General features: G+C 45.0%; 7 protein-coding genes. 3 read left to right on the top strand and 4 right to left on the bottom strand.

Annotated elements, in window-relative coordinates; genetic code table 11:
* Positions 1 to 85: 85 nt before the first annotated feature.
* Both GTQ48_RS17890 and GTQ48_RS07065 read right to left on the bottom strand, forming a co-directional pair.
* Complete coding sequence (locus tag GTQ48_RS17890; protein ID WP_163105854.1) at positions 86 to 1,600, bottom strand: ATP-binding protein; 1,515 nt, start codon at positions 1,598 to 1,600, stop codon at positions 86 to 88.
* A gap of 64 nt (positions 1,601 to 1,664) precedes the next feature.
* Complete coding sequence (locus tag GTQ48_RS07065) at positions 1,665 to 2,750, bottom strand: methyl-accepting chemotaxis protein (protein WP_163105856.1); 1,086 nt, start codon at positions 2,748 to 2,750, stop codon at positions 1,665 to 1,667.
* A 298-nt stretch (positions 2,751 to 3,048) separates the two neighbouring features.
* Here GTQ48_RS07065 and GTQ48_RS07070 point away from each other — a divergent pair, with 298 nt between their 5' ends.
* On the top strand, positions 3,049 to 3,801 hold the full coding sequence (locus tag GTQ48_RS07070) for a sulfite exporter TauE/SafE family protein (RefSeq protein WP_163105858.1): 753 nt from the start codon (positions 3,049 to 3,051) through the stop codon (positions 3,799 to 3,801).
* A 32-nt stretch (positions 3,802 to 3,833) separates the two neighbouring features.
* Here GTQ48_RS07070 and GTQ48_RS07075 read toward each other — a convergent pair whose 3' ends face one another.
* Positions 3,834 to 4,811, bottom strand: a complete 978-nt coding sequence (locus GTQ48_RS07075) for a cation diffusion facilitator family transporter (RefSeq protein ID WP_163105859.1) — start codon at positions 4,809 to 4,811, stop codon at positions 3,834 to 3,836.
* 673 nt (positions 4,812 to 5,484) lie between these two features.
* On the opposite strand from GTQ48_RS07075, the gene GTQ48_RS07080 reads away from it, so the two are divergent.
* Positions 5,485 to 8,166: a glycoside hydrolase family 16 protein gene (locus GTQ48_RS07080; protein ID WP_163105861.1), complete on the top strand. Its 2,682-nt coding sequence runs from the start codon at positions 5,485 to 5,487 to the stop codon at positions 8,164 to 8,166.
* Positions 8,167 to 8,228: 62 nt separating this feature from the next.
* Positions 8,229 to 11,189 (top strand): TonB-dependent receptor, encoded by a 2,961-nt coding sequence (locus GTQ48_RS07085; protein ID WP_163105863.1) that lies wholly within the window; start codon positions 8,229 to 8,231, stop codon positions 11,187 to 11,189.
* 118 nt (positions 11,190 to 11,307) lie between these two features.
* Here GTQ48_RS07085 and GTQ48_RS07090 read toward each other — a convergent pair whose 3' ends face one another.
* A complete protein-coding gene (locus GTQ48_RS07090; protein WP_163105865.1) occupies positions 11,308 to 13,392 on the bottom strand; it encodes a TonB-dependent siderophore receptor in 2,085 nt (694 codons plus the stop codon).
* Positions 13,393 to 13,626 lie beyond the last annotated feature (234 nt).

Raw genomic sequence — 13,626 nt, forward strand, 5'->3', positions numbered from 1 at the left:
CGTCTAGTTTTAATGAAACTTTAGTATAGCGTTATGTGTTTAAGTAGGAGTTCGGTACAGGTTTGAAGGGAATTCGGTGAAAAAACTAGCTGGCGTCAGAAAGAGGAATAGAGACTACAACGCGGGTACCCACACCCTCAGTACTGTAAATATCTACCGTTCCGTCGTGCTCTTCTACAATCGTGAGTGAAATTGACATACCAAGCCCGGTTCCATCTCCAGGCGGCTTTGTGGTGTAGAAAGGTGTAAAGACTTTATTGAGCACTTCGGGGGGCATTCCCTCACCCTCATCTTCTACAATGAGGCGCACTATAGGTTCGTCCACCTCAATACTCAGCGTAATACTCTTACCTTCTGCGGTGGCGTAAATGGCATTCGTTAGAAAGTTGACCAACACCTGCTGAATTTGCCCGGCATTACCTTTGAAGGTTGCATCGTGTTCAGGCGCTTTAAAATGCACTGTATTTTTATATCGATGCAGATTATTCGTCAGCTTAATTGCGGTTTGCATCGCTTCTGTAGCGCTGATATCCGCCGGCTTTCCAGAACTGGGATATGAGAAGCTTCGCAACGCTTTAACTATATCGATGATTCGCTCAATGCCTTCAGAAGACTCCTCAAACATTTCGGCAATGTCTTTTGCGCTATCTTCAAGAGAAAAGTCTTTTTCTAATTTTTGGAAGGTTTCCGCTATGTGACCACCCGCATCTCGACATAAATCACCTATTTGATCTAGTGCGCTTTGGTAATCACTGAATATCTCTTTCGCTACCGCCGTATTACTTCTTACATAACCTATAGGATTATTTATTTCGTGAGCAATACCTGCGGCAAGTTGGCCTAACATGGCCATTTTATCAGCGCTAACCAACCGCTCCTCTAAATGTTTTCTATCTTGTTCCATAGAGGAGATGGCCGCTTCTTGATGACTCAACTTGTGAGATTTGTCTTTATCGCGAAGACCAAAGTTTAAGTAATGTTTGGTGGTGTCGAGGATATAGAGCGTTTCTTCCTCTAGGGTATCATCGGCAGTGAGAAGGGCTAACCACGCGTATTCGTTATCTGAAAGTTGGTGCATAAGATGGATAACACGGGCCTCACGCCCTACATCTTGGCGCTCCACCGCGTTAACGCACCAATGTGAGTAACTTTCTGTGAGCGTTAACGGTAATTCATCCACAATAAGAGTAGAGAGCTGTGGTGCTTCTACCCAGCCATTATCTGAAGTTAGCACTTTGTCATCATCACCCACGACCATGTTGCCGTTTTTAATGATAATTGCTTTACCACAGCTTGCCTGACAAAACTCCACGGCAGACTCTAATGCAGAAAAAATAAAAGAAGCCACGGTGCTGTTAGCGCCAAGTTGAGAGGCCGAGCGACTTAAATAAAGTAACTCTCGCTCTCTTTGTTTGGAGGCCTGAAGGGATTTTCTGAGGGCTTGATTGGCTAAGTAAGCATCTTGAGAGTAGGTTTCCAAAAATGCTTCAGCACTTTGCCGCGCTAGCTTTTGGCGTTTGAGCTGCCGCTCCAATGAGTTAACACGTGCTTCAAGCTCGCTTATCTTTTGACTTGCAATGCTCTCTCTCTCATCACTCACGGTCAGCTACCTTAAAATCTAAATGGGTGGCTTCTCGTGCTCACCCACATAGTCATTCTTACCGCTAATAACCGGCTAGCGTGTCGAGAAGTTGCATGACTCGCCCACTTGCTTGCTCCATTTCCATAAGCTTAGCATCAGATTTAGTGTGATCACCCGCCAATTTTGCTTCTATCGCTGCTTTACCACTTTGGTGAACGGCTGCATGGGGAGTGTCGAGCTCTCTAAACGCTGCGGTCTTGCCTATGTTGCTGCTAGCACTTTCTCTGTACCACTGACCAAGACGGCAGCTTGAATGATCTGACAATTGTGCAACGGATTTGTCGCTGTAACCACACAGCACAGCATAAACATCTGCTTTCCAAACCACATGATCTAGCTTTACGGTTTGAATAAACGTACTAAAAGAACCTTTGGTAATTGTCGACTTCATGCTGGTACAGTGAGCCACCATACCCTCGTAGCTGCCATTGAGTTCATTAATGCCAGCTTCTAAGTTTTCATTATTACCGCGCAACTCGTTAACGCCAGATACCGCTTTTGCGGTGCTTTGAATAATACCATTAACCAATTCAGATACTTCGGTAGCCGACTTATTCGTTTCAGTGGCAAGGGCTCTTACTTCATCAGCAACAACACTAAATCCTCTACCGGCATCGCCCGCTCGCGCTGCTTCAATAGCGGCGTTAAGAGCAAGTAAGTTCGTTTGATCTGAAATACTGGTGATAGTAGTAACAAATTTATTAATATTGTCAGCGGTAGTAGAAAGCCCAGAGATACGCTCACTCATACTGCCCATCTGCACATTCAAGCCACTCATATCATTGACGATATTGCTTAGCGTCGATGCTGAGTGTGTAAATAGGCTATCAATGTCTGCAATAGACTGATTTTCTGAATCAATATTGTGAAACGCAGCAAGCACTGATTCTCGAATGCCATCAATTTGCTGAAGCGCATCGATAATGCATTTAAGCAAAACAGAATCATTCATTTGTGCAGAGGCTGCATGTAAATGTTCAACTTCGTTTGCCAGCGACGTATTTTCAGCTTCTAATACTGCGACTCTATCTAGGGTTTCTTGCAGACGCGTTTCTAGTTGCTTAGCCAACGCCTCTTTCTCATCATACTTACCGCGTGAAACAAACATATGTTTTTCCGAAAATTATTGTTATTCGTTTTATTCAGAGTAACAGAAAATACGTAGATGTGACTATTAATCTGAAGTCGAATACGAGTGTAAAACCGTGCTTAAAATTATCGACCGTTTTACCTACCCCTTTAATAAAATTTGCGTTGGCGTAGCGTTTTACGGCCAATGGTATACATAAACTTATAAGTGACACCTTTCGTTTACAGAAACGCGTTACAATTAGTGTTAGGGCTAACGCCAATATCAGCGCCTTTGTCTTTGCATCCTCAACTACATTTACTGGTGAACCTTTCGCATGGTTATTGAGACACTTCTTTTAACGTTTGCGCTTCTTGGCGTAGCCACATTGTTGCAAACCCTAAGTGGTTTTGGCTTTGGTTTAATTGTTGTCTCAAGCTTCACCCTGCTGGAAATTATGCCGCTAACTGCGACAACGTTTTTAGTGAGCTTTTTGAGTTTATTTAATTCTGTTAGCTTGGTCTTTAAAAACACTCATCATGTGAACAAACGCGCCTTCAACATCTTGCTTGTCACTGCAATTCCATTTATGGCTGCGGGATACATTTTGCTGGAGTACCTCTCTCAGTCGATGTCCCACTGGCTCAATATCATGTTAGGGAGTGTGATTTTACTGTGTTGTGGGCTGCTCGTTATTAAACGCAGCGCTGTAGAGCGCTCTGAACCCTCAATAGGTTTTGGTGTTGCGGGGGCAATGAGCGGTCTACTAGGTGGGCTTTTTTCTACGTTTGGCCCCCCCGTGGTATTTCAATGCTACAGACAGCAATGGTCAATTACTGAGATACGCATTACCTTGCTCGCTTTTTTCTGCTTAACGTCGCTGATGCGCTTAATTGTGGTGCCCTTTGGTACGCTGCCCTCTTACGACATTGTCCTTTCAACTCTTTTTGCCATTCCCATCGTTTTACTCTTTACCCGTATTGGCCGTTTGCTGGCAGCAAAAGTCTCTGCAACATATATAAAGTCACTGGCCTTACTTATGCTCATGTTCAGCGGCAGCTTGCTTATCATTCAAAATATTACGCTGTAAAACGATATTCGTTTTTCTAATCGATGTAGCCATTAATTCTCAATTTCCACATGAGCATTATCATGAGAATGCCTGTGGAGGTGGTCTTTCTCATCTCGGCATGGTTCACCAGGCAATTCAAACTCTATGGTGGTGTGGGCTAAATGAAAGGGCTCCAGACTTTTTGCCACTTCATATTTCAACTTGAGTAGTGTCTGCGTATCAACGCTACATTCAATCACCAAATGTGCGGTTAATACATGCTGTTCGCCATCAAGAGACCAAAAGTGCAGATGGTGAATTTCTTCAACATGAGAAATCGCTAACAGCGTGTTACGAATTTCTAAACGACTTTCATAATCGGGCACACCCTGTAAGAACAGCTTCATTGTTTTTATGACATATCGGACAACGTTGATGGAGATAAACAGAGTGAAAACAATTGAGAGGATAGGATCTAGAATGGGCCAATGCACAAACTGCAGTAGAATAGCCACAAAAAGCACCGCCACCCAACCCAGAACGTCTTCAATCAAATGCCAGTTGAGCACTTTTTCGTTCATGGAGTGGCCGCCACTGAGTTTGTAGGCGGCGAACCCATTTACTGCAATGCCCAATATTGCCAATGCTATCATGCCCTCAGTGACAGGCATTTCAGGTTCGAATAACCGGGGAATTGCTTCAAACAGTATCCATACAGAACCGACGATTAAAATTAGTCCATTGATCATAGCCCCCAGCAGACTCAGCCTTTTGAATCCGTAGGAATACTTTTCAGTGGCGGCTTTATGACCTAATTTGCTTAAGTACCATGCTAGCCCAATAGATAAAGAATCACCTAGATCGTGCACAGCGTCAGCCATTATTGCGACACTGTTTGTTAGCCACCCTCCTATAAACTCTATTATAGTAAAGATGAAATTTAGCCAAAATGCCCACCCAATCCGTTGGCTATCTTCGTTTGCATGGTCCTTGTGGGAATGGTCTTTATGCAAATGGTCTGAGTGAGAATGTCCATGATGATGGTGCATAGTGAAATTTTCCATTTACAGTTAGGCTAATAAAGGTGTTTTCACAGCGGGGTTATAAAGTAAAACATAGCTTAAACATCAACTAGCTGTTTTAACTATAGGCTCTGCTTACGCCTTATATAACACACCATTGTCGATTAATTTCATGAACCAATGTCGCAAAGACACATTTTCACGACCCATCTTTGACAAAGACGGCAATTTAACCCACTCAAAAACGTGTTGTTAACACTTTAGTCTATTCGTGATGGTGACAATAAACATAATTTTCACAAAACTGGGATAACACAATCACTTAACCTGCGCTCTTCACTCGTTTTCAGTCTATGTACTTTTTCACGGAATTGTTTAAAACCCACTTTTAATGTTTAAATTCATACGCATAGAGTAAAAAACATTTAACACTTACCGTTAAAGGCTCTATCCAAACAGCGATGGCATTTACAATAAATGTTATCGATATGGTAATTCGTAAACGGATTTAATGTTAAAAAGTTGAAAAGATGATTGATCTTTTCGTTGCGCTCCCTTAATGTTAGCAAAATGTAAGCGCTTCCAAAAACGGCTCGATTAATTTTGTAAGCGCTTTCAAAAATACAAAAGCCATCGCGGCTGTCGTTTTTACACACTCAACGACACACTTAACAACACATTTATAGCAAGGCTGAAAGCAATGACTAAACATGCATCTAACATTACGCGGATAGCTGCCGCGTTGTCAGTCACAACCCTATTTGGCTGCGGGGGCGGCGCCACCACATCTACTGATATAGATGCGGTAGACGCCTCTGCACCAGTGTCAGATTGGCAGCTTGTATGGAGCGACGAATTTGACGGTTCAAGCATTGATGAGAACAAATGGACCCACGAAGTAGATTGCGCCGGCGGTGGCAACAATGAAGCTCAGTGCTACACAGAAAGTGAGAACAACTCCTTTGTTGAGGACGGCACGTTAAATATTGTCGCACTTCCAGCAGAAGAAGGTGCACCAAAGCCCTATACTTCTGCCCGACTGAATACTCGTTATAAAGGTGACTTCAAATACGGTCGCATCGAAATGCGAGCAAAAATGCCGGAAGGACAAGGTTCTTGGCCAGCATTTTGGATGATGCCAACAGATGAAGTATACGGTGGATGGCCTCGCTCTGGTGAAATCGACATCATGGAAGCGGTTAACCTCAAAGCAGCAGACATTGACGGCAATCCTGAAAATCATATCTACGGCACTCTTCACTACGGTCAAGAGTGGCCGAACAACGACAGTTCAGGCCAAGCTTATTCGCTACCAAACGGCGCTAACCCTGCCGACGATTTCCATACCTATGCCATTGAGTGGCAAGAAGGCGAAATCCGCTGGTACATGGATGGTTACCTGTATGCCACTCAGCGTCGCTCTGAAGTACGTGAAAACAGTAAAGGCGAAGCAACGGGTCTTTCACACCGCGGCTGGTATGCAGAATACTTCGAACAAGGCACAGGCGAGTTAACAACACACTGGGACAATGCACCATTCGATCAAGAGTTTTACCTAATCTTAAACCTTGCTGTTGGTGGTGCATGGCCTGAATCTGTCAATGAAACCGGTATCGATGCCGACGCATTTGCAGAAGGTCAAAGCCTTGAAGTTGACTATGTTCGCGTATACGAGTGTGCGTCGGACCCATTGACAGGTAAAGGCTGTGAAACCGTTCGCCCAGGTTACGACTCACTTGAAGATGCATTAGTTGAAGGTGCAGCACCCATTCCATCTCCACCTTCTACTGGAATAGCTCAAAACCTGACTATTTTTGACGGTACACCTAATCCAAACTGGCCTGCATGGGATTGCTGTGGTGGTTCTACACCCGCACTCGTAGAAGATGCAGATGAAGGTCAGGTATTTGAATTTAGTATTGGCGATGCGCCAACGGTAATGGGTTTCATTAGCCGTTCAGCGTTTATCACCGACCCTGACGGTCAAGCTTCACCGTTTGACGCGTCACCAATGGAAGAAACAGGCAGCATTAAGTTCGACCTTAAAGCGGTTGCCTTACCAAACAATGCAACAACGTCTTGGTTGTTTAAAGTCGAGAGCTCTGAAGGCTCTACTTTCGCTGAACTTCCTTTGACGGATGGCTATGTTGGACCTGCTGACGTTGCAGGCGACACACCTGAACAAGGCGTATGGGAGTCGTACGAATTCCCACTGAGTGTATTAGCAGAGGCAGGCCTAGACACCAGTGCCATCGACGTGATCATGGTATTCCCACTATGGGATACGGGCAGCGGTGCGGTATATCGCATGGCCAACGTTGAAATTTCACAAGAAGGCGGTGCGTCATACCCTGAGCTTACTATCTTCGAAGATGGACAAAATCCAAATTGGCCAATGTGGGATTGCTGTGGCGGTTCAACACCAACTGAAGAAATGGATGATGAAGAGCACGGTCTTACTGCTGAATTCCGTATAGGCGCAGAGCCAACAGTAATGGGCTTTACCACTCGTTCAATTGATGGCGGTGGTGCTACTCCATTTGACGCCACTGCACTTACTGATGGTGGTTTACTGCAGTTCGAAATGAGAGTTGTAAGCGCACCAAACAACCCAGACTCTACTTGGGTATTCAAAATTGAATCCAATGATGCCGCTACTGCCGTTGAGCTTCCACTTACCGACAGCGTAGAAGGTCAAGCCCCAGTTGAAGGTGAATGGCAAACTTACACGTTCTCTATTGCAGACCTTCAATCACGCGGCCTAGATGTAAGCGGTATTGACGTCATCATGATATTCCCAGCGTGGAGTACGGGTGAAGGTGCGGTATACCGTGTTGATAATGCGAAGTTCTTCCACCCTGACAGCGGCAACGAGACGCCTGCTGGTGGCTTGAACATTTTTGCTGACACCGCAGCTGAGCAATGGTCTATCTGGGATTGCTGTGGTGGCTCAACACCAACAGAAGAAGTAGACGACGCTGAGCACGGTACAGTGGCTGAATTCAGAATTGGTGAAGCACCAACTGTGATGGGCTTTTTGGCTGATGAAGAGGTGTCGTACGACGCATCGGCATTGCTTTCAACGGGCGTAGTTCGCTTTGAAATGAAAGTGAGCGCAATGCCTATTGATACATCAGGTCAGTGGTTATTTAAAATTGAGTCTATCGGCGCATCAACCGCAGTAGAGCTGCCAATGTCGTCAAGCCTTGAAGGTGTAGAGCCTGTTGAAGGCGAGTGGCAGACATACACGTTCCCGCTGCAAACACTTTATAACGCAGGTCTAGATATCAGTGCAATCAACGTTCTTATGATGTTCCCTACTTGGGATACAGGAAACGGCGCTGTATACCGCGTTGATAATGTAGAAATAGCAGCTCAGTAATAAAGCAATTTGCCGCCAGCAGCCTGGCGGCATATCAAATTGATAAGAATTAGTAGGCAATTATGAAAAACACAACTTTTAAAAAGACCCAGCTTGCCACGTCAATGGCTTTGTTATTGGGCTCTACTTTATTGGGCTCTACTTTTGCCATGCCTAGCTACGCGCAAGAAGCAGAGGCAGCAATGCCTGAAGAAGGCGAAGTAGAAGTTATTCAAGTAAGCGGTATTCGCGGCTCTATGATCCGCTCTATGGATTTAAAGCGCAGCTCTAGCGGTGTTGTTGATGCAATATCGGCAGAAGAACTCGGCAAGTTTCCAGATACTAACTTAGCCGAAGCCCTTCAGCGCATAACGGGTGTAACCATTAGCCGTAACAACGGCGAAGGTAACGAAATTACTGTACGTGGTTTTGGCCCAGAATTTAACTTAGTCACCCTTAATGGCCGTCAAATGCCGGGCACAGGTTTCACCCGTTCATTTAACTTGTCTAACCTTTCTTCTGAAGGGGTAAACACGCTAGAGCTACAAAAAACCGCTCGCGCAGAGAACCCAAGTGGTGGTTTAGGTGCAACGGTGAACATCATTACTATGAAGCCGCTTGCTCAATCTGGGCAGCGCGCATCGTTTTCGGTAAAGGGTATCTACGATACCTCAAACGAAGAAGGTGACGATGTAACACCAGAAGTTGCCGGTGTTTATAGCAACACGTTTGCAGACGATATGTTCGGTTTTGGTGTGTCTTTTTCTCATCAAGAGCGTGATTTTCAACAGCAGGCCGCTAATATTCAAGGTTGGCAGCTGCAAGAAAATGATGCGTTACCTGAATTAGATGCAGAAAACGTGGTTGATAACCGCTCTAACATCACCAATGCAGCCTTCTTTCCAAAAGATATGAACTACAGCATTAGCGATGTACAGCGCGAACGTTCAAACGCACAAGTTACGTTCCAGTTTCGTCCCATTGATGATTTCACAGCAACAGTAGACTACACCGCTTCTCGCGCTACCACGGGCACTAATACTGTGGGTTGGGGTATTTGGAATAACTTTGGCGCTAACATCAATGAATACGAACTCGATGCCAACGGTACGGCTGTTTATGCCGATATTAGTGGCGATGACGGTTCATTCACTGCAAGTAGAAATACCACCCGTGTAGACGCTCGCTCAATCGGTATTAATCTAGATTGGACGGTAAGCGACGACTGGCACTTTGCCGTGGATTACCACGATTCATACAACGAGATTGATAATGGATATGACGAAGGACTAGGTAGCTCTGGTCAAATCATTCTTGGTTCAAACCAGCTTCAGTCAAAAGTGTATGATTACCGCGAAGGTGATATTCCTCAAGTATTTGTAAACTGGAATAACGGCACTAACGAAATTGCACCGGGCGAAATAGACTCTAACTTTAGTCAGTTCATTTACTCACCTGGTCGTTCTGACATTGAGCAATTCCAGCTAGATGGCACCTGGTATAACTCTGCCTTTGATATTCCATTAATGAAGGTAGACTTTGGTGTTGCGCGCACAGAGCAAGCGCTTAGCGGCTTTACTGCATGGAGCGGACTGCGTGGCGGCCCGGGCTTTAATCCATCGTTTACGCAAATATTCCCAGACAGCATGTTCGTACGCAACGACACCAGCGGTTTCCTAGATGCCTTTAGTAGCGGCGGTGCTAACATGAACCCTGGCTATTACTACACCTATGACTTTGACGAAGCTATTGCTCGACAGTTAGCATTTATTACAGCTGATGTCGTTGGCGAAGCGAATGCCTACTCTACAGACCCCTATTACATGGGCGCACCGGCTGTCAGTAATGTTGAAGAAATTACAGATTCAATTTACGTACAAACAGAGTGGGACTTTGAAGTTGGCGACTACTACGTACAGATAAACGCAGGTGTGCGTTATGAGGAAACTGAAGTACCAAGCTCTGCGGAAGTTCGCGTTCCAGAACAAGTTAACTGGGTAGCCGCTTCAGAGTGGATCACGCAGTTTGAAGACGGACTGCAAGTACAAGACTTCACAGGCGAATACGACGTATTGCTTCCTATGTTTGACGTGAAAGTAGACGTGACCGATGACGTAGTAGCCCGTTTCTCTTGGGGTAAATCAATTACCCGCGCGCCTATCGGCCTATTGCAAGGCGGCCTAGCGTTTAGCGGCAGCCCTAAAATTGGTTCGCGTACGGCCTCAGCAGGTAACACCAGCCTACTGCCATTTGAATCATCAAACTTAGACTTATCGTTTGAATGGTACTACGACGAGGCAAGCTATGCGTCAGTGGGTCTATTCAGAAAGTCAGTAGAAAATTACATTACCACTACCGGTCAAGACCGTCAGTTTGAAGGGCTTAACGATATTTACTTAGGCCCACGTTGGAACGAAGCAGTAAATGCACTTGAGGCGGCCGGCACGCAGGCTACTGACAGCGCTATTTATGGTTACTTTGTAGATAATGGATTTGCCGATGAAAATGGCGTAGTAACTCCTAATGCAGACGACCCATTAATTACATGGCGTACAACCCAGCCTGGTAACTCTAGTGATGCGAAAACCGTAGAAGGTATTGAGCTTGCTGTTCAACATACCTTCGGTGAAACCGGCTTTGGCTTTGGCGCAAACGCCACATTAGTCGACGGCGACGTTGAATACGACCCATATAACCTTGAAGAGCAAGACCCGTTAGTTGGTATTAGTGACTCTGCCAACTTCCAAGTGTTCTACGAGAAAAATGGTTTGTCTGTGAAAGTTACTTACGCATGGCGTTCAGACTACGTAGTGGGTATTGGTCAAGCTCAGGGCTCATCAGATAACCCAGCCACTCAGTTTGATACCTACGCACAGGTTGATGCAAGCATTAACTATGACGTTGATGAACACCTAACGGTATTCCTTGAAGGGATAAACATTAACGATGAAACCGAACGTGGATACGGACGTTTTGAAGAGCAGTTCTTGTTTGCTCGTCAATACGGCCCTCGTTACACGCTAGGTGCTCGCTATACGTTCTAAGTATGTTTAGCACGGGGCACGTCTTTTAAGACGAGCGCCTCTTTTAAGACAAACCCTATTAAAAAGGCCGGTTCATTCCCATGAAGCGGCCTTTTTTATATGCGTTATTCAGTAGTTGCTAGAACGACCCAATAACAGACAGTCTTGCATTAATTGGCGCACCAACGGTTGCTTGATGTCTAGAGTGCGCGTTCGGGAAGTATAATGTGTCAGTTAAGTTTTCCACATTAAGCTGTAAACGCATGCCGTTGTTTAGCTCGTAGTATGCTGACGCATCCACACGCGTGTAGCTTGGTAATACCGGTGAATCGGTAGCGGTAACCACAAAACTCTCATCTTGATAGGTTGCGCCAACGCCAAAGCCTAACACGTCACTTACCTGGTACGTTGTCCATACCGACATGGTGTTCTCTGGAAGCTCACGAAGCTCAACGCCACTGGCATTTTCACCGTCTAAGTTGCTGTAGTTGGCAGTAACAAACCACTTATCTGTAATGTAGCCTTGAAGCTGCAGCTCAAAGCCTGACACGTCAGAATCAACTTCGATGAAGCCTTCAGGGTCGTTAGGATCGTTATCTAATGAAGTTTGCTCATTCTCAAATATCGCCGCTGTAAAGCTCATGCTGTCGGCGAAATCCCACTTTACACCAATCTCTTGATTAGTGAACGTGTCTGGGTCTAGGCTATCTGCATCGCCGTTAATATTGGCATATTGCTCACCACTGCGTGGTAGAAACGATTCACTGTAGCTCGCATAAATTGAGATATTTTCTTGCGGCTTGTACACCAAACCTGCACGAGGAGATACTTCTTCATCAGTGCGGTTGCGGGTTTCTAATACCTCAGGGCGTGCATCAAATACTTCAATATCGAAGCTGTCGAAACGCGCTCCTAATACAAGATCGAAGTTTTCAGATAAGGCAATTTCGTCTTGTACGTAGAATGAATATACGTCCAAATCTACGCGAGTATCGTCGTTTAGCGCTGAAAATGCAGTTGTCACTGTGGTGCCAGCGGCGTTAGTACCCGTTAATCCTCTAAAGTTTAAAGGGCGGCTAACTAGGAAATCTTCCTGGTCGTCACCATTTGAATCAAAAACAGGGTTTAAACGATTTTGGTCCGATTCAGTGTTGATAAATTCGCCACCGAAAATAACCGTGTGCTCAATGCTACCTGTTGCAAACTCACCGACTAAGTTTGCCGATAGAATAAGATTTTCACGCTCAGTTTCATCAATATAGCCATCGAGTGTTACTACATTTGTTTCTGGCGCAAAATCAGCGGCGTAGAAGTTGGCATACACTTTATCGTAGTTACCATAAAAAGCGTTAAAGTTACCCTTCAGGTTGTCAGAAAAGTTATGTTGTATATTGGCACGAAACACATCGGCATCTAGCGTTTGATAGTTATTTTCAGGGTCGCCAAATACAATGTTTTCAAACGCTTCTACCGGCTCGCCGTTTGCACCGGTAGGAATACCACGGTCGATAAAACGTTCGTGATCGATATATTCATAAGATAAATCTAAAATAGTGTCATCGCTTAACTGAAAGCGCGCTGTGGGGTTAAATCCATAGCGATCGCCATCGAAAAAGTCGCGATGGTTATCCAAGCTTTCATACATGGCATTGATTCTTACTGCAGAATCTTCACCCGTGTCGACGTTAGTATCAAGCTGTAAGTTATAAGCACCGAAAGTATTCGCAGATACGTTGTAGTTTACAAACTGCTGATCGATAGTCGCTTTCTTAGAAACGCGGTTTAGAATACCGCCCGTACCGCCACGCCCAAATAACAAGGCATTCGGGCCACGTAAAATTTCTACTTGCTCAACATTATACAGCGCACGGTAGTACTGAACGTCGTCACGGTTACCGTCTATATAAAAGTCGGCGGTTGAGCGCACACCACGAAACACAACGGCGTCACGGTGTCCTTCGCCCTGAGAGGTATTTACCCCAGGGGTATAATCGATGATTTGGCCCACGCTTGTAATACCACGGGCAGTGATTTCTTCTGCCGTCATGATAGATAAGCTTTGCGGCACATCAAGAATAGGTGTTGGACTTTTTATAGAGTTAGACTGGTTTACCGAGAGGTACTTTCCTTCAACGGTAAGTCTTTCAATATCTTCCATTGCCACCCCTAGGGCAGCAGGGCTTAACATTACGGCTGTAGCAATAGTCGTAAGTTTAAATTTCACTATAATTCTCCACGTGTTCTACAAGTTTTATGTGTGTTTCTGGCACGCAATAAGAGGCGATCCCCTTTTTGACTTACACAATTAACATTGCGCGTTGAATGCGTCTTTTAATGTTAATAGGAATAGTTACCATTTATATTGCTGATAATAATGGAAACGAGTCGCATTTGCGAGTAATGCAGTCAAATTTTTAATAATGCTTAATGAAAAAGACGTGGCTGATGTGAGGGTTAG

Source organism: Alteromonas genovensis (genome assembly GCF_010500895.1).
GTDB classification, from domain to species: Bacteria; Pseudomonadota; Gammaproteobacteria; order Enterobacterales; family Alteromonadaceae; genus Alteromonas; species Alteromonas genovensis.